Genomic DNA, 21,999 nt, shown 5'->3' with positions numbered 1-21,999 from the left:
GCGATGGTTAATTCCGCGAAGGTAATTAAATTTTTAATATGTCAGAACTTTACAAGAATACGAAATACTTTACCGGGGTCGGCATCCCATTCCTGCATGGCATCAAGTGCTTCTTCCGGTGTTACTGTTTTAGATATAAGTTCCTTCCGCGGACAGTTGCCCTGTTGAAGATAACGGACTACAGCCCTGAAATCTTCCGGTAATGCATTACGGGAACCCCTGATGTCCAACTCTTTTTGTACGAAGAGTTTGGTCTGGAAGGTCACTTCGCTTTTAGCATAACCGATACAGACTACTCGGCCGGTAAAAGCAACTTCGTTTACGGCCATTACATACGTTGCCGGACTTCCTACGGCTTCGATAATAACATCCGGCCCCAGTCCGTCTGTTATCCCCAGTAAGCGTTCGTGTACATTTTCCGTCCGTGAGTTGATGGTGAAGTTGGCACCGATGTGTTTTGCCAGTTCCAGTTTTCCGGCATCCATATCCATCGCGATCACAGTTGCACCTCTTAAAGCAGCACGAACGATCGCTCCGCAACCGATCATGCCGCAGCCAATGACCAGGACGGTGTCGATGTCGGTAACTTGTCCGCGGGAAACAGCATGGAATCCTACGCTCATCGGTTCGATCAGGGCGCAGTCGCGTGGAGAAATGCCGGGGGCCGGGATTACTTTCTGCCAGGGAAGCGAGAGATATTCAACCATGGCGCCGTTGCGTTGTACACCGAACGTCTCATTATGTTCGCAGGCATTTACCCGTCCGTTGCGGCAGGCGGCACATTTACCGCAGTTGGTGTAAGGATTGACGGTCACGTTCATGCCCGGCTTGAGTCCGGTAGGAACATCAGGACCTACGGCTTCAATCACAGCTCCGACCTCATGCCCGGGGATAACGGGAAGTTTGACCATCGGGTTACGCCCCAGAAATGTGTTCAGGTCGGAGCCGCAAAAACCGACAAACTTAATTTTCAGAAGGATTTCTTCACTCTTCATTTCGGGCTTCATTATATCGACCACCTGCAATGTTTCCGATACAGGAATTTGTATTGCTTTCATATACATTATATATTATAGATTAATTAACCACTTTATATCCTTTCCATCCGTAGAACGCACAGAAAAGGAAACAAACTAACGGAACCAGATAAGCGACATAATAAACCGCTTCAAAATGATGCATCACATAAGCCGTCAACTGAGGTAGGCACGCATTCCCCACGATAGCCATTACCAGGAAGGCAGCCCCGCTCTTGGTATTTTCCCCAAGGTCCTTTAGTGCCAGCGAGAATTGTGTCGGATACATGATCGACATAAAGAAAGATACTGCCAGCATCGCATACAGTCCGACTGTTCCGCCGCATAGGGCGATCACTCCGCAAAGTACTACGTTTAACAGGGCATACACCAGCAACATGTCTTGTGGGCGAAACTTCACCATCAGCAATGTTCCGATCCAGCGACCGAGCAGAAACGCAAGCATATACAGACCGAAGAAAGTAGTTGCCACCGATTCTGATAACCCGGCATAACTACAACAGTACACTAGAAACAGGCTGTTGATAGCCGTTTGTCCTCCGTTATAAAAGAACTGTGCGATTACTCCCCAGCGAAGATGCGAACGTTTCAATACGCCGAAGTCGATTAATTTTCGGTCTTTACCTTTTTCCTTCGAATGTTCTTCGTCTTGTATTTTGGGAAGTTTGGAAACGATGAAGACAACCGCTATTATTATTAAGAGTAGTGCTAACAGGAGATACGGTTGCTTCATCGAATCCGTTTCAAACTGGATATAAGCATCCCATCCTCCGGGGTAATCGGTCGGTAGGGAGGTGCGGGTATAGTGGTCGCCACTCAATACCAGTTTACTGAGAAACATGGCTGCGATAAAAGCGCCCAACCCGTTGAATGATTGTGCCAGGTTGAGGCGGCGCGGGGCGGTATCCTGATCCCCCAAAGCTGTTACATATGGGTTTGCGGCTGTTTCCAGAAAACACATTCCGGTGGCAATAATAAAGAAAATAGTCAGATAACCCCAGTATTCTTTCAGGATGGCGGCCGGGAAAAACAATAATCCTCCGAAAGCTGCCAGCAGCAAGCCGAATATGATTCCTGATTTGTAACTGTACCGTTTCATAAACATGGCGATCGGTATCGGGAAGATGAAGTAAGCCAGCCAGTACGCTGTTTCGGTAAAAGAGGCTTCGAACGCATTCAGTTCGCAGGTTTTCATCAATTGCCGGATCATGGTAGGCAACAGGTTACTGCTGATTGCCCACAGGAAGAAAAGGCTGAAGATAAGTGCCAGTGGCAAGGCATAGTTGTTCTTTTTCATGGTAAATTATTTTAAGGTATTTTACTCGGACATGTTCTTTATATAAGGTAATACCGGAAGATTGCGGAAGCCGTAGAAGGCAATTGCATTTTCCCCGAGAAAGAGATCTTTCTCTTGTTCGCTCAACTCTTTCGAACGGGTAATAAAGTCGTACGACATTTTATAGGTGATGGCAGTGATCGTACGCGGATAATCGGAGCCCCACATCAACTTATCCATTCCGACTAACCCGGCTGCTTCACGGATGGCCCGGACGGCTTCTTTGAAAGGATAGAACTCGTCATTAAATAGCCAAGTGATACCTCCCGATTCTATCATCACGTTCGGATAACGGGCGAGGCGGATCTGTGTCAGCCAGTCAGGACGTGTTACCATTCCGAAATGGCCGATCGCTATTTTCAGTGCGGGACATTCTTGTATGACCTCTTCCAGTTCGACTGTCTGTATGGCCCCGTCTGCCAGGTCGATGGAAAGAATGATCTGCTGTTCTTCCATGTAACGGAACATACGCATCATTTCATCGCAGTTCAGGTAGACACGCCCTTCTTTTAACAACAGTCGTTGTGCAGGTATCTTGATTGCTTTGAATCCTTGCATGATGAGTTGCCGTGCTTGTTCAAAGTATCCGGGGCGACGGAATTCACAAAGACCGCAAATGAAGAAACGCTCCGGATGGTCGGCTGCAACTTCCTGCAAATAGTCATTCTGGAACCCGTCGATATACTCTTGTGTAATAACAGCGGCTGCCACTTGAGCATAGTCCATATTCGACAGAAAGACTTCGGCTGTGTTTTTCCCATCGACCATAAAAGGAGGGAGCATTTGCCGTACTTCGCCCATAAAGAGGGAACGACCGTTTCCGAGTGTGCGAATAGGCATACCCTCGACAAGAGTATCTTGCCGGAGCCACAGGTGGGAGTGGGCATCTATTATCGTTCTGTTCATGAGTTGGCCCAGCTTACCCGTTTCTGATCGCCTATAATATCCTGTACCTCCCATACCAGTTGCCAGTCGATCGGTTCTTCTGCGTAGCGGATATTTTTTAAAACGTTGCCAGGGTTAGCCGAACTGAACAGGGTGGTAGCTATCCGTGGATTACTGATCGCATACTGGATAGCCAGCTTTTCGATCGGATACTCTTTCGACTGGCAGTGTTGCACAGCCTTTTGACAGGCCTCGATCAGGGAGGCAGGTGCCGGATGCCAGTCGGGGACACCCCGTAAGGAGAGTAAGCCCATCGACAAGGGAGAGGCATTGATAACGCCGATCTGTTTCGCTTCGAAATAATCCAGAAAATCAGCCAGTTTATCATCGTTCAGGCAGTAATGGCAAAAATTAAGAACGGTTTCAACAGTGCCTTCCGGTACGTGGTCTATTATCCACTGGAGGTTCTCCAGTTGCAGGTCGGTGATCCCCACATGTTTTACGATGCCTTTTTCGCGTAGTTCCACCAGGGCTGGAAGTGTTTCATTGACTACCTGGTTGAGGTCGGCAAATTCGATGTCGTGTACATTGATCAGGTCGATCTGTTCGATATGTAGCCGCTCCATGCTTTCGTAAACGCTTTCGGTTGCCCGTTGGGCCGAGTAATCCCAGGTATTGACACCCTCTTTCCCGTAACGGCCTACTTTGGTGGAAAGCAGATAAGTGTCGCGTGGTATTTCTTTCAAGGCTTTTCCCAGGACGGTTTCAGCCTTGTAATGACCGTAGTAGGGCGAGACGTCGATGAAATTCATCCCGTTTTCTACTGCTGTAAAGACAGCTTCGATACTTTCCGCTTCGCGCGTCTCGTGAAATACACTGCCTAACGACGATGCGCCATAGCTCAGGATGGGAACTTTCATCCCGGTTTTTCCGCAATATGAATAATTCATAATTTGTATGATTAAAGTTGTCAGGAGCCAAATGTATAGCTTTTATATGTTGATTATAACCCTGTTACATGAAAAAATCTACGCAAACGTTTGCGTAATAAAAGAGAAGAATCGAACCTTGGCTATCAGAAAAATCTTATATTTGTGTCACTGAATAAACCGGATGGCCAGGAAAAGACACATATCACTGAAAGACCTCGCAAACGAATTGGGAGTTTCCGTTTCGACCGTCTCGCGGGCACTGAACGACAGCTACGAGATCAGCCCCGAAATGCGTGAGCGTGTAAAGGCACTTGCCGAGCAGTGGAATTATCGTCCTAACCCGTTTGCGCTCAGTTTGTTGAAAAATACTCCGCGTATAATAGGCATTATCGTGCCTGACCTGGTAACTCATTTCTATTCTTCCATTATCAGTGGCATTAATGATATAGCGCGGGAGCATGGCTATTCTGTGATCATCACCTCTTCTTATGAACAATATGAACAGGAACTTCATTGTGTGGAGGACCTGGTGAACATGCGAGTGGAGGGAATACTGGCTTGTCTTTCGCAGGAGACGATAGACTATTCTCATTTCCTTTCATTGTCTGATATGGATATCCCATTGGTCTTTTTCGACCGTGTGTGTATGCCTAACGATATTCCTTCAGTTGTGGCGGATAATATGGAGTCGGCGCGGATGGCTACTCTGCATCTGTTGCAAACCGGATCGAAGCGAGTTGCTTTTCTGGGTGGTTCCGATCATCTGGCAATCGTGCGACAACGTCGCGACGGGTATCTGGAAGCTCTGAAAGAACAAGGCTTGTCGGTGGAAAATGATTTGATTGTCTGTAAGAAGATGACTTATGATGAGGGACGGGAAGGTTGTTGCCGGTTACTTTCACTGCCGAAACCGCCGGATGCAATCCTGGCGATGAACGACACACTCGCTTTTGCTGCGATGAAGGAAATCAAAAAGCATCAGTTCTGTATCCCTGCTGATATCGCTCTGATCGGTTATACGGATGAGCTTCATTCCAATTATGTGGAGCCTGCCTTGACTGCTGTCACTCATCAGACCTATAAGATGGGAGAGGAATGCTGTAATTTACTCCTCAAGCAGATAAAGAAACGGGAGAAGCCCCGACAGATCGTCGTACCTACTCATTTATCGGTGCGTGAAACTTCCCGAAAAAGATAATCTACCTTAAATAGATTTATTATTAAATATAAATTACCATGTATTCGCACACACAATATGCTTTGTAATTAAAAAAAATGATATATATTTGCCGCAAATCATGAAAAACCAGTAAGAAATGAGCACATTAGGCAATGTGGGTCAGAAAATGACCCAGTACAGATGGACAATCTGTGCGATGTTATTTTTCGCAACGACAGTAAATTATCTCGACCGTCAGGTCTTATCACTAACCTGGGACGAATTTATCAAACCCGAATTCCATTGGAACGAATCTCATTATGGAACGATCACATCTGTATTTTCTATTGTATATGCTATTTGTATGTTATTCGCCGGTCGTTTTATCGATTGGCTGGGGACAAAAAAAGGATATCTTTGGTCGATCGGTGTTTGGTCGGTAGGTGCCTGTATGCATGCCGGTTGCGGTATCGTAACAGAACATTATGTTGGGATGAACAGTGCTGCCGAACTGATCGCTGCAACGGGTGATGTGGTAGTGGTTCTGGCTACCGTCAGTATGTATTGCTTCTTGGTTGCCCGCTGTGTATTGGCATTGGGTGAAGCCGGAAACTTCCCGGCGGCTATTAAGGTAACAGCTGAGTATTTTCCAAAGAAAGACCGCGCTTATGCTACTTCTATATTTAATGCCGGTGCCTCTATCGGTGCCTTGATTGCTCCGTTATCTATTCCGCCGTTGGCTAAATGGCTGGGTTGGGAAATGGCTTTTATCGTGATCGGTGCACTCGGTTTTATCTGGATGGGAATGTGGGTATTCATGTACACTACTCCTAATAAAAGTAAACATGTAAATGCAGCCGAATTGGCTTATATTGAGCAGGACAAGGATGAAGATGGCGGTATCGCAAAAACAGAGGAAGAAGAGAAGAAAATAGGTTTTTTGCAATGTTTCAGTTATAAGCAGACGTGGTCGTTCATTGCCGGTAAATTTATGACGGACGGTGTATGGTGGTTCTTCCTTTTCTGGACACCTTCTTATCTGAATACACAGTTCGGTATTAAAACGTCTGATCCCCTGGGAATGGCTTTGATCTTTACCTTATATGCAATAACGATGCTCTCTATTTATGGAGGTAAACTTCCGACAATATTTATCAACCGTACCGGAATGAATCCGTATGCCGCCCGTATGAAAGCGATGTTGATCTTTGCCTTTTTCCCGTTAGTGGTATTGTTGGCACAGCCGTTAGGCACTATTTCTCCCTGGTTCCCGGTTATTTTGATCGGTATCGGTGGTGCAGCCCACCAGTCCTGGTCGGCTAACATTTTCTCTACAGTAGGTGATATGTTCCCGAAATCAGCGATTGCAAGTATTACAGGCATCGGTGGTATGGCTGGTGGTGTCGGTTCGATGATATTGCAAAAGGTGGCCGGCAACCTGTTTGTTTACGCCGATGAAACTCATATGACCTTTATGGGGTTTGAAGGCAAACCGGCCGGATATTTCATTATCTTCTGTGTATGCTCTGTCGCTTATCTGATCGGATGGGTGATCATGAAAACATTAGTTCCTAAGTATAAAGTAATTACACTTGAATAAAACAAATAGCAGCCCCGCTAAGAAACATTGACAAAACGGACTGTATAAACAGAACGCAGACTCATACAAATACTATTAATTGAAAAATTAATAGTATTTGTATGAGTCTGCGTTCTTTGTGTTTCGTCTTGTTTATTAATAGAAATATATTATTTATCTTCGTTTATATATGCAATAATAGTCCAAAATGCTTCTTATATATTAAAATTATTTTATTAGAGGTTTTGTTTTGTAGAAACTATAACTATATTTGTGTTTATCTACTGATCTTTCCGTTATCGGAATGATATTCAAGAAGGGAGACGATGAGATAATACTATGGATGAAACAAGACACAAAGATGTTGAATGTTGGAACGACTTTCTACAGGGGGATGAGATGGCTTTTGGAAAAATCTATCGTCGCTTCTATTCTTCATTGTATGCATATGGCATCCGTATGGTTGGAAATCGTGAACTGGTGATCGATACGATTCAGGACCTTTTCGTTAAACTTATTCTGAACTGTAAGAATTTGCACCCTACCGATAATCCAGAGGCCTATTTGCTTTGCGCTTTCAGAAATAAACTGCTCGACGCTATTCAGTCTTCACGTCGGATGGAGACGATCGAGGAATACCAGGACTTTTTTTCGCTAAATGAAGAAATTATCAATTCTTTATTTGCAAAAGATGATACAGACGTAATTAATGAGAAGAGATTGGCCGCGGCCATCGCCTCTTTATCAACCCGCCAGCGTGAAATCCTATACCTATATTATATAAGAGAACTAAGTTATAAGGAAATCATGGTTATTCTCGGAATGAATTTGCAATCATGCCGGAATCTTTTGTCACGGACGTTAGTCCATCTGCGTGAATATTTCTTTTCCGGTGATGGCGAAAAAAATTAATCTGATTGATATTTTCTTTTCTTTTTTTGAGTATGTTTTTTCCCCTGCACCGTTTTCCTATTAAAGAAGTGCAGTATGAAAAAAAATAAACCGACATACGCTCCGGACGAGTTTCTACAGACAAGTCGTAGCCTGACCGAACGGATTCGGAAAGCCGACATGGTTGACGACCGCGAAATCGACGATTCTTTCCGGCTTGTGATGGGGCAGGTGAAGGAGATCCGGTCGCGTTCGAAGTTGCGCCGGCTTTATTGGTGGGCTGCTTCTGCTGCAGCCGTTGTCGCACTACTGTTTGCTACAACCTGGTGGATAGCCGATACTGATGTCCCTTCCGGATTAGACATCGCTTTATTGAACGATACAACGACAATAAATAATGGAGAAGTAATTCTGGTAGCCGGAAATCAGGCGGTGAACCTTAAAAACGAATCCTTTCTGAAATATGATGCGGGTGATAGTTTAAACCTTGGACAATATGTTTTGGATAATCAGACAGCGGAAGCGCCTGTTCTTAAAAATGAAATGCATAAAATTGTCGTACCCGATGGTAAGCGGGTGGACATCGTCTTTTCAGATGGGACGAAAATGTATATAAATTCCGGTACCAAGGTTATTTATCCGGCAGTGTTTGCGGATGATAAACGCGAAATACTGGTAGAAGGCGAAGTATATCTGGATGTGACGAAGAACCCCCATCGTCCGTTTATAGTCAAGACAAAAGGATTTGATATCCGTGTGTTGGGCACATCCTTCAATGTTTCGGCCTATGGAAAAGAGGCTTCTGCATCGGTTGTGCTGGTACAGGGAAGTGTCGTGGTGACTACGGAAGACAAGCACGAAGTGCAATTGAAGCCGAACCAACTGATCGACATTAAAGGAAATCAAACGCAGGTACGCGAAGTGGATGTTTCAGAGTATATCAGTTGGAAAGAAAACATGCTTAAAATAGGTCAGAAGCATCTCGATGAGGTTTTCAGTAAGTTGGCCTTGTATTATGGTTACCGGATTCAGTATACGTCAGGAGTGGCAGCCATGTCGATTACCGGCAAACTGGATCTGCTTCCCGATATCAAAGATGTGTTGGATAATCTTTGTTTGTCATTTCCTTTAAAATATACAATGAACGAATCGAAAGAAATATATGTGAGCCTTAAAAAATAGTATGAACCATAAAAACATTTGTTGCCTATGATATAAGTGAAAAAGTAGTAGAATGAACAAACCAGATAGTATTTGCAGTACTACCTGGTTTAGAAAGTGATCTAATTATTTTCCTCGAAATAATAGAAAAAACAATCGAATATATGAAAAAGAATATAAATAGAATAAAACTCATGCCTGATTTCACAAAATGTATGAGTTTGGCGATTTTTTTAACATTTTCCGGCAATTCTAATGCCAACAATAGCGAACTGACTTATGCAGAACAAACCAATTTCACCATTTCCATGGAAAACCAAACGCTGAAAAGTGTTGTGGAGTGGATTGAAAAGAATAGTCAGTTTATTTTTATCTACGATACGGATCTCGATCTGTCCCACCGTGTAAACGTAGATGTACACAATAAGCCAGTAGAAGAGATTCTTAAACAAATTTTTTCCGGTACGAACCTGGAATATAATATCCGCAACCGGCAGGTAATGATCCGCAAAGCGGAAGTTAAGACTGTCCGGGTAAATCAGGTCGTACAACAGGAAAAGGTTACGATAAAAGGTATCGTAACCGACATAAAGGGGGAGGCTATTATCGGTGCTAACATCATAGAGGATGGAACGACCAACGGAACCATAACCGATATCGACGGGCAATTTAGTTTGCAAGTCGATAAAGGTGCGAAGCTGATAATCTCGTATATCGGTTATATAACGCAGACTTTGCCGGTGGGACAAAACCATTTTTTGAAGGTATCTCTCAGAGAAGATAACAAAACATTAGAAGAAGTGGTCATCACCGGTTATGGTGGAACGCAACTCCGCTCGAAAATGACCAACTCTATCGCCAAGGTCGATAACTCGGTATTGGCCAACGGTACTTATACCAATCCTGCACAGGCGTTATCAGGAGCAGTGGCCGGATTGAGAGTGCAGCAGACAAGCGGTAAGCCGAATGCAACACCGACACTGGTTCTACGTGGAGGAACTAACCTGGATGGTAGCGGTTCGCCTTTAATTATTATCGACGGAGCGGTTCGTGAATCGTTGAGCGATGTTAATCCCGAAGATATCGAATCGATGGAAGTGATGAAAGATGCCGGTGCTACTGCAATTTACGGGGCACGTGCATCCAACGGAGTTGTCCTGGTCACGACCAAGAAGGGAACAGCAGGTCGAACGGAAGTGAATCTAAGTGCTAAAGTCGGATTGAATTTCTTTCATAGCCAGTATGAATTTTTAGATGCGCACGATTATCTTTATTATATGCGCTCGGCTTTTCATCGTTCTTCTCATATCTGGCAGGATCAATCGGGAAACTGGCGTGGCTTTGCTAGTGATGCTACGCTTTCCGGTACACAGCCTTATGGTACGGGTAACCGCTATTTTGATGCTAACGGGAATGTACTGAACGGAAATAAAGATAATACGGCTGTTTGGGGCGTAATGAATTATACCGACGACCTGGCTTTCCTGTTGAAACAGGGTTGGCAAACAATGGACGATCCTGTTAATCCGGGTCAGAAGCTTATCTATGCCGATAATCAGCTAAAGGATTATAATATCAAATCACCAGCTATCTCGCAGGATTACAACCTGAGTGTTTCGGGTGGAAATGATAAAGGACATTATTATGCCAGTCTGGGATACAATCATAGTGAAGGAAATGCTGTGAATAACTGGTATCGCCGGTTGAACTTTACCATCAATGCCGACTATAAAATCAAACCCTGGCTGACTTCCAATTCCTCTTTATCGTTTACCGATTCAAAATGGGACGATGGTGCTGCCGGATATGCCGGTGAGACAAATTTCTTTAGTACCACATTATCCGTACCTCCTACTTTCAGGGTAAAAAGTCCCGACGGTGATTGGTTGGCCGGACCTGCCGTGGCTTCTTACGCACGTGGTTGGACCACAGCAAAGGTGTATGAAGATGCTTTGAATTACGATAATAACACCGATAAGTTCAATATGAGCCAGTCATTCACTTTTAATATTATGAAGGGACTGACTTTTAAAGCTACCGGAGCCTGGTATTATTTTGACGATAGTCGCGAGTTTTTTAAAGGCGATTATATTGTAGCTACCGGGCCAGTCTACGATACCAACCATAGTACATCCAACAAACATGAGCGTTTATTGGATCAGACATATAATGGTATTTTGAATTATCAGACTACTTTCTTACAGGATCATACACTGGATGCCATGCTGGGTGTAGAATATTATGATTCTTACAAGAAAGGTTTCTCTGCTTCTGGTTATGGTTCGCCGTTGTCCGATTTTCAGGATCTGAATTACACATCGACAGCTTCCGGTGTAAGACAAATTGATTCATGGCATTACCGCCAGCGTATTCTTTCATTTTTCGGTAGAGTAAATTACGATTATAAATCTAAATACTTGCTGAGTCTGGTTCTGCGTCGTGACGGATATTCAAAATTGCCAAAAGATAATCGTTGGGGAACATTCCCCGGTATTTCCGGAGGTTGGGTCTTCTCGAAAGAGAGTTTTATGGAAGATATGGCGGATGTACTTTCTTATGCAAAGGTGCGTGCCAGCTATGGGGCTAATGGGAATGTATCGGGAGTGCTCGATGCCAACGGCAATATTGTAACCGGACTCGATTATTATACCGTTCAGGGCTCTTATGGTATTATGAAAGACAAAAACGGAAAGACTGTTGCCAATTATAACGGTAAAGTTCCTTTGATGTTGAATGATCTGCCTAATCCGACCATGCGATGGGAAAAGTCGTATACGTTTGAAACAGGTTTGGATCTGGGTTTTCTTAATAATAAGTACGTATTGAATTTTACCTACTACAATAGACATACACAAGATAAGTTTGCGGAAATTACATTACCCTCTCATAGCGGTGTTTCTTCTTTCCTGTCGAATAACGGAGAAGTACAGAACCAGGGTATGGAGTTGGAACTTACTGCCAATATCCTGCGCACGAAAGATTGGAGATTTACGGTTAGTATGAATACGGCATATAATAAGAATAAAATAGTATCATTACCATATAATGGTCTGCCGAATAATATGCAGGATGCTTATCAGGTTTATACCGGTAATAAGTTGTCTGACGGAAGTTATGAGAAAAAATGGGTTGGCGGCTATCAGGAAGGACAAGAATATGGCGTTATCTACGGCTTTAAATCGTTGGGCATTTATAAAAGTGAGAGCGAAATTGCGGGTAACTTAATCGACAGGTCTACTTATACCGAGAATGGTGCGGACGCAAAGGTTCTGTATGGACCTGATGCATGGGCTAAGATGTCGGATGCTGAAAAAGAAAAGGGTTTACCTATACAGGCTGGTGATGTTAAATGGCTCGATGTAAATGATGATGGGGTTATCGACGATTATGATCGGGTGAAGCTGGGTAATACGATTCCTCACTGGACAGGAGGTTTTAATATCAATACATCCTGGAAAGGTTTGTCACTGAATTGTCGCCTCGACTATGCTCTTGGATTCTGGGTACACGATTTTAAAACACCTTGGATCATGGGGAATATGCAGGGAACATTCAATACTATTTCTCTGGTAAAAGATTCATGGTCGGAAACCAACCCGAATGGAAAATACCCTGTTTATGGTTGGGCTGACTTCTTAGGAAAGCGTAATTATGACAGAATTTCGGATATCAATTGCTATCGTGGTGATTACCTCGCTTTCCGTGAAGTAAGTATGGCATACACATTGCCCCAGAACTGGATTCTGAAGACGGGTTTGAGTAAAGTTAATGTGTCTGTTACAGCTCAGAACCTGGGTTATATCACGGCAGCTAAGAATATGGCTACTCCTGAGTATGGTGTTAGCCAGAATGGTGGCTATCCGATACCCAGATCGGTTGTGTTTGGCTTAAATGTTACATTCTAATAAGATAGATTATGAAAAAGTTATTTTATAGCATAAGCATATTATTAGCAGGGATGGTCGGATTTAACTCCTGCGATTCATTAGATTTGTCGCCTGAAGATTATTATGGCTCAACTAACTTCTGGAGCCAAAAGTCGCAGGCTGAGATGTTCATGACCGGTATCCATGCCGATTTGAGAAGCAAATACCAGATGCCGGTTACCCTGGGAGAGTTCAGAAGCGAACTTCTTATAAGCGATGTTACCTCTATGGGGGAAGGTGTATATGGTCCCCCTATGACAAATAACCTGCTGACCAAAGATAATACAGGTATTAAAGATTGGTATGAACTATATCCGGGTATCATGCATATAAATCTGTTTATAAAAAATGTAGACAGTGATATCGACTATATGACCGAAGCCGAGAAATCATTCTATCTCGGACAAGCCTATGGTTTACGTGCTTATTATTATTTCTATCTTTATCGTACGTTCGGCGGGGTTCCGCTGGAAACGGAGCCGACTGTCACAGAGGGTAACATTGATATTACTGATTTGTACAAAGCTCGTTCGACTCCGGAGGAAACATTGAACTTTATTAAAACGGATATAAATAAATCGGAAGAGTTCTTCGGTAAGGCTGACAAGAAGATTACCGTTTTGTATGAATGGTCGTATTATGCAACGGAAATACTGAAAGCAAAGATTTATATGTGGTCTGCCAAGGTGACGACAGGTGCGGATAGAGAGGGAGGCCATATTGCTTCAGCAACCACAGTCGATCCGGGTAACAGCGATTTGCAAACGGCAAAAACGGCCTTGTCAAATCTTTTGAACCAACAGTTTGAGTTAGTAACGGACTATGCTGGTTTATGGACACCGGAAGGAAAGAAAAATAAGGAACTTATTTTTGCTTTGTGTTTCAACAAAAACGAACTGACTAACTGGGGAGCGAATTGGTTCTATAATGTGGCTCTTTTCACGAATGCAACAGACCTGGAAGGTAATAAATATGATGCAGATCCATTGAAGTTGTTGACGGCGGGGCCGCTTCGCTATGAATATAAGACGTCGTTTGTAGATATCTACGATAAAGATGATTCGCGTCTGGATGCTACCTTCTTCCAGTATTTATTTGAAGGAAAAACCCGTGGTGCTTGTTGGAAAAAGCTGATAGGTCATACCGATGGAGGTACTCATTACTATGATTCGGACGTTCCTGTTTACCGTTATTCGGATGTGTTGCTAATGCTGGCAGAGTGTGAAAACGGTTTAGGAAATTCGGTTCAGTGTGCGAAATATATTAATGATGTTCGCCGGCGTGCTTATGGTGATAAATTTGCGGGGCATGAATATATAGGAGGTAGTTTTGCGGATAATGAATGGGCTATTTTACAGGAACGTGATAAGGAGTTTGTTGGTGAAGGTAGTCGTTGGTTCGACCTTCTTCGTCTGAAGGATGCCAACGGAAAACCATTTGTCTTCTCTGCCAAAGCTCATTATGGTAGTACCTTACCTATTTTGACAGATGATCAATCTTATATGATGCTGTGGCCTGTAAATGTTGAAGTTTTGAATGGAGATCCGGAGATTAAGCAGACTCCGGGCTATGATAATTAAAATAGGAAAGAGCCTGGATATATTTTTTTGTCCGGCTCTTTTTATGATGTATACTATTAAATTCTGATGAAAATGAAAAGATCTGTTCTTCTTCTTTTAATCTGTAGTTTTTTCCTGACCGGTTATTCGCAGAATTATAATCCCCAGGAACATGCAGTTCTGAAATCGGATCGTCCGGATGGGCGTTTTCTGAGTTCGTATGGTATTGTACATGAGATGCTGAAAGATACGCATCCGAAGTTTTCCTATCGGGCGGGTATGTCCGGCGACGAATTTGAGCAATGGCAGGATAGCGTCCGAAGTGCTATGGTCACAATTATGAAATTCCCGGAGGTGAAGAATCAGCCCGATCCCGTTTGTGTTAAAACGGAAAAAAGGGATGGATATACAATAGAAAAATGGGAGTTTTATCCATTTTCTAAGAGTGTATCGACTTTTCTTGTATTGAAACCGGATAACCTGAAGGAAGCTGCTCCCGGTATCTTGTGTATTCCGGGGTCCGGAAGAACAAAGGAAGGCCTGGCCGGAGAACCCGGTACATGTCCTAAATTAACAGAAGATACGACCGATCCGAAAGTGACAATGGCTTTGAACCTTGTAAAGGAAGGCTATGTGGCTGTTGCTGTCGATAATGCTGCGGCCGGCGAAGCTTCCGACCTTGAGTGTTATGATAAAGGATGGAATTATGATTATGACGTTGTTTCCCGTTATTTGCTGGAACTGGGCTGGAATTGGCTTGGATACACCTCTTATCTGGATATGCAGGTATTGAAATGGATGAAAAAACAGTCTTTTATAAAAACAGATCGGATTGTAGTAAGCGGTTTTTCGTTGGGAACAGAGCCTATGATGGTTTTAGGTGTATTGGATAGAGATATTTATGCTTTTGTGTATAATGATTTTTTATGTCAGACACAGGAACGGGCTGTTGTTATAACGGCACCGAATAAAGAAAACAGGCGGCCTTTTCCTAACTCTATCCGTCATTTGATTCCTGACTATTGGAAGTATTTCAACTTTCCGGATGTTGCAGCTTCTCTCGCTCCCCGTCCGATCATCTTTACGGAAGGAGGCCTTGATCGCGATTTCCGTCTGATTCAGGCAGCTTATGATGATTGTGGGAAACCGGAAAATGTGGAATTTCATCATTATCCGAAGTTTGCCGATAAAACAAAGAGGAACGATGTGGAGCACCTATCGGAGGGTCTGACTCCACAAGCTTATTTCGAATTGGTAAATGTTGATCCGCCTTCCCATTATTTTAAGAATGAGTTGATAATTCCCTGGCTGCATAAAATACTGAAATGACGCTTCGCATAATAGATAACAAAATGCTCATTCTACAGGAATGCTGCTGCTTTGCTAAAGATATGGTTGAATGCTTGATTTACGAGTGTTTGATCTGCTTTTGACCGAAACGGAAAGGGTATCTGATGAGAATACTGGAATGGGAAATCAATTTCCTCCAGTATCTTGTCAGATGCTTTTCCTATTGCCTGGATTACTCCATTTGTAGGCATCACGATATCTTTCTTTAATGAGATGGCTTTGATCCGGTTGCAGGCCCGTTGAAAGAATGACTCTCGGTAATCTTGTAATACATCCGGACGTATCATCGCTTTGAAGGCTTGTTCCAGAAAATCGTTTTTGAAAGATGTCGGTAACGAACGATTCTCCAAAAAGTCATGACGATAAAAGCGTTGCAGGCTGTCAAACGCATCCTGATCCATAATGTCGCGTGCGCTTCCGTTCATCTGGCTGAAGATCGAACCGCCGCAAAACATAAACAGGCGTGTGTCGCTGAACATCTTCTCCGGATTACTCAACAATAATACCTGCGACAGCAACGCACCGATTGAATAGGCGAACAGGTTGATCGAGGTATCTTCTTTAAATAAGGGGTGTTTCCCATCCTTTATTTCATGTACCAGTTGCCAAAGATTATAGACCGATTCGCGACCGGAGGCATAAAAGCGTAGCGGATTGATGGACAAACGGCTGCTTAATGCCACATTGGCGAAGGTGGAGTTGGCCAGATCATTGATCTTTAGTTTACGTTGTCCAACCCAGGGTAAGACAGCTCGTGGATTACACCAGCTACCCGGGGTACGGTTCATATGGAAAGCGATAGGAAAAAGAATGACTGGTTTTCCGGTTGTTTCTGCCAGGTATTCGGCCCAGGTCAGATATTTTTCCCAGGTACGTTCATTCAGACCATGCAGGAGAATGATCGCTTTATCCCGTTTCTCTTTTCCGGAGGGTGCGAATATGGTATAATTGAATGTTTTGTTTTCCTGGATATGGTCGTCGGTAACGGTACAGAAGTCTGTCGTTGCAAGTTCCCTTTGGAATTCGTCGATTTCGCTGGCAGCTATCGTTTGTGTGAAACGAAAGGGGATTATATCCAAACGACTTTCTTTCAGGCAGGCCTTTCTATCGTACGAGAAAAGGCTGTTAAGTTGTTGTGTGCGAAGTGAAATATCCATAACGTTTTATTTTTTACTGCAAACAAACACTATAAAAACAACTCCGCCAAATAAATGGTTTTAGTGACTATCCGAAGGGGTAGAAAGTCGAATATAGGGGCGAATTTCTTATATGTGGGGCGAATATATCAGGATTTGTAGTACATTTGTTATCAAATAAGAGGCAAAAATATGGGAATGTTAGGTTATAAAATCCCCGCATATATTTATGGGAAATCGAATATCGTTCGTCTGATCCTGCTGACGGCACTTTTTGCTTTGGTGTTTATAAATATCTATAAACCGTTCAGTTCTTCCAGTTGGTATTCGGTTTCGGAATTTAAGTTTTTTATTTTTTCAAGTTTGATCATTCTAACAGGAGTGTTGGTTGTCGTTATTAGCCGGATTGTGATGTATTACTGGGGACGTAAGCATGAGATTACGATCGGAGGATATGCGTTGTGGATACTGTTGGAGATTTTTTTTATGTCATTGTTTTATACGGTTTATACGCTGGTACTTAATCCTGAGCGAGAATATCTGAGTGCTTTTAAGGAATCGTCTATAAATACGAGTTTGGTATTATTATTGCCTTATTCTGTCTTACACCTGTATTTTTCTTATCAGGAGAAAGAGCGGCAGTTACGTTTATTGGAAGAAGACAGGGCGGAGGCGGCAAATAAGCTATCAGTGTTTTCTTTTTATGATGAGAAGCATGAGTTACGTCTATCCGTAAAACGGAGTAATCTTTTATATCTAGAATCTGCCGATAATTATGTTTGTATCTGGTATCTTAATAAAGGAGTGTTGACCAAATTTATGCTGCGTAATTCTTTGAAAGCTATCGAGGAAAGTTTAGCTGAGACGAATGTATTACGTTGTCACCGTTCATATATGGTCAATTTTGACCAGGTAAAGGTAATCCGTCGCGAAAAAGATGGTGTTTATCTTGAGTTGGACATTGAGAAAGTACCGGATATCCCAATTTCAAAAACATATAGTGAGAAAGTAACACATTGGTTTATGACCTATTCGTCATGAATAATGAACCAATGGAGTCGCCTTCTACAAGGTCGGCTCCATTGGTTCACATTTGATAAATATTGAATCATTATTTCGTTATCACAGAAAACTCTCCGATCCCAGCCTGTGGTTGATTATCTACGATCCGTGTTGCTACAAAACGTATTTTATCTCCTTTTACTGCGGGGAAACGTATTTCCTGTTCGATCGGATTATGTTTGATGTTGGAGAACTCACCTACTGCAACTTCTTTGTTGTTAACGAACAATTGATAGTTTGAAACATGTCCGCCTGCATCACGTCCCTGATTCGGTACATACCGGAATCCGGAAATTGTTACTTCACTTGCTAATTGTATTTCGACCTCTTGTTTCCCTTTTGGTAAATAGAAGGTGGTATATCCGTTTCCATCGAACATAACCGATGTTTTCTCGTCTTTCGGGTAAATGACCGTATAGTCGGAAGCCGGAATATCCAATTCTTTTGTTGATACAGGGCTACTTTTGTCAAATGTGCGGTCGTATGAAATTGCTTTAATCGTTCCTCTCTGTGCAAAAGTAAAGGGTTCCGTATAACGGGGAGAATCTTTTGTCGGTTCTGTACCGTCGGTTGTATAATGAAGTTCCGAACCTTTATCTTCTACCCGGATAGTAACCATATTTTTCAGATCACGACGGATGGCCGGTTCGGTTAATAAAGCAGGAGCAAGGAATGCCTCTACATTATTAATACACAGCGGTCCGCGTGATTCTTCGAAATTGATGCGTATCTTATCGGCTTTCACAGTCTGGAAGCGAACGATACGTTTGTAACCAACTGTAGTGGTTGAGTCGGCAGCTTCGACCGGTGTCCATTGTCCGTCTTTTTCCGTCTCGATAGTAAAGGCTTTTACGCGTTGGCCTAAAGGTATATATTCCTGTATCATCAGGCGGTTTACATCTGTCGGCTTCTTAAATGTGAATGTAAGTGTTCCGTTTGTTACTCCGTCTTCTGTAGCCCAGTAAGAATCCCAGTTCCCGTCATTGACTTTACCAGCCTTGAACTGACCGCCACGGGAGTTGCTGGCTTCAACGGCAGTACCTTTCAGAAGATCCGTTTTCAAGTCGTTTTGTATAGTTTGATACCATTCGACAGCGCGGATAGAGTCGGTTGGACTGATTTGGCCGTTCAGGGCAACAGGGAAGTTTAATAGGAAGTTCGCATTGTGTCCGACACTACGGTAGTATAAATCCACCAAATGGGATAATGATTTGACCTGGTGGTCTTCACGTGCATGATAGAACCAACCTGGACGAATGGAAACATCGCATTCGCCACCCAGCCATTGGTCGCCGTCTTCCAGTCCCCACTGGCTCTGGCGGTAGTGGACACCCTCTTTCTTGGTGAACATACTCCATTGCGTATCTCCGGCCCAGCCTTCTTCATTGCCGATCCAGCGGATAGTCGGTTCGGTTCCTCCGAAAATCATAACGGATGGATTATATTTTTTGATTGTATCGACAGCCGCTTCGTATTTGTAGTAAGTGTTAGGATCGATAGAACGGGATTCGTTAGCTCCGCCATACCAACCGTTTCCTCCATTGGCTCCGTCGAACCAATATTCAAATAGAGGACCATAGTTGCAAACCAGTTCGTGAAGCTGGGCATGGAATTTCTCTACATATCCGGGTTGTCCGTAATTTGCACTGTTACGATCCCAGGGAGAGAGGTAGATACCGAATTTCAAACCATATTTGTGACATGCATCCGATAGCTCTTTTACCATATCTCCTTTTCCGTCTTCCCAGGGAGAGTTTTTGACACTGTACTCTGTCGTTGCGGTTGGCCACAAGCAGAAACCATCGTGATGCTTGGCGGTGAGGATTACTCCCTTGAGCCCGGCAGCCTGGATGGTACGAACCCATTGGTCACAATCCAGATTCGTTGGGTTGAAGGTGGAGGCGGGAGTGTCTCCGTATCCCCATTCGAGATCATTAAACGTATTCAAACCAAAATGGACGAAGGCGTAAGTTTCCATTTTGTGCCATTCGACCTGCTCAGGTGTCGGGATAGGATAAATTGGATCAGGTGCTTTTGTCTCTTCACAAGAGAATAAAGTACTAAGACCTAATCCTAGGAGGAGAAGATAATTTGAGTTTTTCATCATAATAAATGTTATTGTTTAGGCTTCAAAGGTACGAAAAATATGCTTTGCATAGCAGAGCTCTTCGCGTTTAGACTTTTTTAGTTATTGTATTACAGGATGAAGGGAGTCCGGTTATATACTTGGCGTCTTTTGTACAATATCTATTGTCTTATTGTATAAAATACATATATACGACCTCTATGCATCTAGAAATCTGATGTATAAAACTACAGCTAAGTTTGTTTCTTTACTTTCGAATTCATATATTTGGACGTCAGATAACTATACTATTTATTTTAAATACCATGAAAAGAAGAGATTTCTTAACAAACACAGCTTTGCTGGGTGCGGGAATACCGCTGGGTATGTCGTCGGCTGTAATGACCTCGTGTACACAACAACAAGATGCAGGTAAAGCTGTGAAAAATTATTCTCCGGAAGAATTGGGCATGTTTTCTTTCGTAGACGTAGCTCCTGATGGTAAACCATTGAAAGCTGCATTAGTAGGCTGTGGAGATCGTGGAACCGGAGCTGCAACACAGTTCCTTAAATCCGGTCCGAATGTATCTATTATCGCATTGGCCGATCTATTCCCCGACCGAATGGCTACTTGCCGGAAAGTTTTATCGGAACAGTTTAAAAATGAGGTGCCTGATGCCAATTGTTTTTTTGGCTTTGATGCATATCAGAAGGTGTTGGCAATGAATGATATTGATGTTGTTCTGCTTTGTACACCGACACATTTCCGTCCGGAACAGTTCAAAGCGGCAGTGGAAGCAGGCAAACATATTTTTATGGAAAAACCTTGCGCTGTCGATCCTACCGGTATCCGTACGGTAATTGCAGCGGCGAAAGTGGCTACTTCCAAAGGACTGACTGTCGTAACAGGTAATCAGCGTCGTCATCGTAAGGACTATTGGGAAGCCTATGTTCAGGTGAAGAATGGGTTGATAGGTGATATAGTATCAACTTCAGCTCATTGGGATCAGGGTGCCTGGTGGAATAAACGGAAACGTCCCGAGTGGAGCGATATGGAATATTGTATCCGCAACTGGTTTAACATCAAATGGCTAAGCGGTGACCACCTATTGGATCAGGCTATTCATAATATTGATGTAGTGACTTGGTTCATGGAAGACCGTCCGGTTCGTGCTGTTGGTTTCGGAGGTCGTGCTCAACGCCTGACCGGAGATATTTATGACTTTTTTAGCGTAGACTATTACTATAATAATAACAAACGTATGTTGGCTACTGCCCGTCAGATCGATGGTTGTGATGGGAATGTGTCTGAGCAGGTTTATGGAACCAAAGGGGTCGCTCAGTTAAATGACAGAGGAGAGATCAAGATTGTAGATTACAATGGAAATACGCTTTGGGAATATGACTATCAGAATAAGCCTGTTAAGAATCCATACGATCAGGAACATGTTCATTTGGTTGAATCAATTCGTTTGGATAAAAAAATAAATCAGGCAGAAGCATTGGCCTATTCTACTCAGGTTGCTATTCTTGGACGTGAAGCAGCTTATACCGGTAAACCGATTACATGGGATGAAATCATGGCATCGACTCTTCGCTATGGTCCGGAAAAATATGAAATGGGACCGTTACCTGATTACAAAGAAGGTGAAGCTCCGAAACCTGGCAAAGCTCCGGATGCGCCTGTTATGTAAATTTTCCAGTAAGCATCTATCGAAGTGTTTCATCCTAGTGAAACAGTTGTTTCTCCTAGGTGAAACACTTGTTTCATTACGATGAAACACCTCCCAGGTACTTTTCCCGTTAAGACAGCTAACGGAAGTTCTCGTGTTTTAGTGTCGAATACTTTTTTTCTTCTCTTTTGTGCGTACATTATATTACAATGGTTTTTGCAGAAAAATAATTACAAAATAAATGCGAA

General features: G+C 43.1%; 15 protein-coding genes. 9 read left to right on the top strand and 6 right to left on the bottom strand.

Annotated features, from left to right (window positions below; genetic code table 11):
- Window positions 1-41: 41 nt before the first annotated feature.
- The 4 genes from QZ076_RS00075 to QZ076_RS00060 are packed head-to-tail and all read right to left on the bottom strand — an operon-like array spanning window position 42 to window position 4,208.
- Window positions 42-1,058, bottom strand: a complete 1,017-nt coding sequence (locus QZ076_RS00075; RefSeq protein ID WP_293709168.1) for a zinc-binding alcohol dehydrogenase family protein — start codon at window positions 1,056-1,058, stop codon at window positions 42-44.
- 19 nt (window positions 1,059-1,077) lie between these two features.
- Window positions 1,078-2,334: an L-fucose:H+ symporter permease gene (gene fucP, locus QZ076_RS00070; RefSeq protein WP_293709166.1), complete on the bottom strand. Its 1,257-nt coding sequence runs from the start codon at window positions 2,332-2,334 to the stop codon at window positions 1,078-1,080.
- A gap of 21 nt (window positions 2,335-2,355) precedes the next feature.
- On the bottom strand, window positions 2,356-3,279 hold the full coding sequence (locus QZ076_RS00065; RefSeq protein WP_293709164.1) for an amidohydrolase family protein: 924 nt from the start codon (window positions 3,277-3,279) through the stop codon (window positions 2,356-2,358).
- Window positions 3,276-4,208, bottom strand: a complete 933-nt coding sequence (locus tag QZ076_RS00060; RefSeq protein WP_293709162.1) for an aldo/keto reductase — start codon at window positions 4,206-4,208, stop codon at window positions 3,276-3,278. The genes QZ076_RS00065 and QZ076_RS00060 overlap by 4 nt, the downstream gene beginning before the upstream one ends.
- A gap of 163 nt (window positions 4,209-4,371) precedes the next feature.
- Between QZ076_RS00060 and QZ076_RS00055 the strand changes: the two genes are divergently transcribed.
- The 7 genes from QZ076_RS00055 (at window position 4,372) to QZ076_RS00025 (ending at window position 15,794) form a co-directional block, all read left to right on the top strand.
- On the top strand, window positions 4,372-5,388 hold the full coding sequence (locus QZ076_RS00055) for a LacI family DNA-binding transcriptional regulator (RefSeq protein ID WP_293709160.1): 1,017 nt from the start codon (window positions 4,372-4,374) through the stop codon (window positions 5,386-5,388).
- Window positions 5,389-5,506: 118 nt separating this feature from the next.
- Window positions 5,507-6,949: an MFS transporter gene (locus QZ076_RS00050; RefSeq protein ID WP_293709158.1), complete on the top strand. Its 1,443-nt coding sequence runs from the start codon at window positions 5,507-5,509 to the stop codon at window positions 6,947-6,949.
- A gap of 318 nt (window positions 6,950-7,267) precedes the next feature.
- Window positions 7,268-7,840 (top strand): sigma-70 family RNA polymerase sigma factor, encoded by a 573-nt coding sequence (locus QZ076_RS00045; RefSeq protein ID WP_293709156.1) that lies wholly within the window; start codon window positions 7,268-7,270, stop codon window positions 7,838-7,840.
- A 75-nt stretch (window positions 7,841-7,915) separates the two neighbouring features.
- Window positions 7,916-9,001: a FecR family protein gene (locus QZ076_RS00040; protein ID WP_293709154.1), complete on the top strand. Its 1,086-nt coding sequence runs from the start codon at window positions 7,916-7,918 to the stop codon at window positions 8,999-9,001.
- A gap of 143 nt (window positions 9,002-9,144) precedes the next feature.
- Window positions 9,145-12,885 carry a TonB-dependent receptor gene (locus QZ076_RS00035; protein ID WP_293709152.1) on the top strand — a complete coding sequence of 1,247 codons (3,741 nt, stop codon included), beginning with the start codon at window positions 9,145-9,147 and terminating at the stop codon, window positions 12,883-12,885.
- 11 nt (window positions 12,886-12,896) lie between these two features.
- The gene (locus QZ076_RS00030) at window positions 12,897-14,486 is read left to right on the top strand and encodes a RagB/SusD family nutrient uptake outer membrane protein (RefSeq protein WP_293709150.1); all 1,590 of its coding nucleotides are present in this window, start codon (window positions 12,897-12,899) and stop codon (window positions 14,484-14,486) included.
- 72 nt (window positions 14,487-14,558) lie between these two features.
- Window positions 14,559-15,794 carry an alpha/beta hydrolase family protein gene (locus QZ076_RS00025; RefSeq protein WP_293709148.1) on the top strand — a complete coding sequence of 412 codons (1,236 nt, stop codon included), beginning with the start codon at window positions 14,559-14,561 and terminating at the stop codon, window positions 15,792-15,794.
- Window positions 15,795-15,826: 32 nt separating this feature from the next.
- Here QZ076_RS00025 and QZ076_RS00020 read toward each other — a convergent pair whose 3' ends face one another.
- Window positions 15,827-16,972 (bottom strand): DUF6051 family protein, encoded by a 1,146-nt coding sequence (locus QZ076_RS00020; RefSeq protein WP_293709146.1) that lies wholly within the window; start codon window positions 16,970-16,972, stop codon window positions 15,827-15,829.
- A 177-nt stretch (window positions 16,973-17,149) separates the two neighbouring features.
- Here QZ076_RS00020 and QZ076_RS00015 point away from each other — a divergent pair, with 177 nt between their 5' ends.
- A complete protein-coding gene (locus QZ076_RS00015) occupies window positions 17,150-17,992 on the top strand; it encodes a LytTR family transcriptional regulator DNA-binding domain-containing protein (protein ID WP_365324152.1) in 843 nt (280 codons plus the stop codon).
- A 70-nt stretch (window positions 17,993-18,062) separates the two neighbouring features.
- On the opposite strand, the gene QZ076_RS00010 is transcribed toward QZ076_RS00015, so the two are convergent.
- The gene (locus QZ076_RS00010; protein WP_293709461.1) at window positions 18,063-20,117 is read right to left on the bottom strand and encodes an alpha-L-fucosidase; all 2,055 of its coding nucleotides are present in this window, start codon (window positions 20,115-20,117) and stop codon (window positions 18,063-18,065) included.
- Window positions 20,118-20,404: 287 nt separating this feature from the next.
- Between QZ076_RS00010 and QZ076_RS00005 the strand changes: the two genes are divergently transcribed.
- Window positions 20,405-21,772: a Gfo/Idh/MocA family oxidoreductase gene (locus QZ076_RS00005; protein WP_293709142.1), complete on the top strand. Its 1,368-nt coding sequence runs from the start codon at window positions 20,405-20,407 to the stop codon at window positions 21,770-21,772.
- Window positions 21,773-21,999 lie beyond the last annotated feature (227 nt).

It is taken from the genome of uncultured Parabacteroides sp. (assembly GCF_905196875.1).
GTDB lineage: Bacteria > Bacteroidota > Bacteroidia > Bacteroidales > Tannerellaceae > Parabacteroides.
This window is presented reverse-complemented; position numbering and strand designations above follow the sequence as displayed.

Bases quoted from the DNA above. Each gene is read 5' to 3' on its own strand.
- QZ076_RS00035 (WP_293709152.1), top strand. From the start codon at position 9,145: ATGAAAAAGAATATAAATAGAATAAAACTCATGCCTGATTTCACAAAA.
- QZ076_RS00040 (WP_293709154.1), top strand. From the start codon at position 7,916: ATGAAAAAAAATAAACCGACATACGCTCCGGACGAGTTTCTACAGACA.
- QZ076_RS00065 (WP_293709164.1), bottom strand. From the start codon at position 3,279: ATGAACAGAACGATAATAGATGCCCACTCCCACCTGTGGCTCCGGCAA.
- QZ076_RS00010 (WP_293709461.1), bottom strand. From the start codon at position 20,117: ATGAAAAACTCAAATTATCTTCTCCTCCTAGGATTAGGTCTTAGTACT.
- QZ076_RS00055 (WP_293709160.1), top strand. From the start codon at position 4,372: ATGGCCAGGAAAAGACACATATCACTGAAAGACCTCGCAAACGAATTG.
- QZ076_RS00045 (WP_293709156.1), top strand. From the start codon at position 7,268: ATGGATGAAACAAGACACAAAGATGTTGAATGTTGGAACGACTTTCTA.
- QZ076_RS00025 (WP_293709148.1), top strand. From the start codon at position 14,559: ATGAAAAGATCTGTTCTTCTTCTTTTAATCTGTAGTTTTTTCCTGACC.
- QZ076_RS00005 (WP_293709142.1), top strand. From the start codon at position 20,405: ATGAAAAGAAGAGATTTCTTAACAAACACAGCTTTGCTGGGTGCGGGA.
- QZ076_RS00075 (WP_293709168.1), bottom strand. From the start codon at position 1,058: ATGAAAGCAATACAAATTCCTGTATCGGAAACATTGCAGGTGGTCGAT.
- QZ076_RS00060 (WP_293709162.1), bottom strand. From the start codon at position 4,208: ATGAATTATTCATATTGCGGAAAAACCGGGATGAAAGTTCCCATCCTG.
- QZ076_RS00050 (WP_293709158.1), top strand. From the start codon at position 5,507: ATGAGCACATTAGGCAATGTGGGTCAGAAAATGACCCAGTACAGATGG.
- QZ076_RS00030 (WP_293709150.1), top strand. From the start codon at position 12,897: ATGAAAAAGTTATTTTATAGCATAAGCATATTATTAGCAGGGATGGTC.
- fucP (WP_293709166.1), bottom strand. From the start codon at position 2,334: ATGAAAAAGAACAACTATGCCTTGCCACTGGCACTTATCTTCAGCCTT.
- QZ076_RS00015 (WP_365324152.1), top strand. From the start codon at position 17,150: ATGTTAGGTTATAAAATCCCCGCATATATTTATGGGAAATCGAATATC.
- QZ076_RS00020 (WP_293709146.1), bottom strand. From the start codon at position 16,972: ATGGATATTTCACTTCGCACACAACAACTTAACAGCCTTTTCTCGTAC.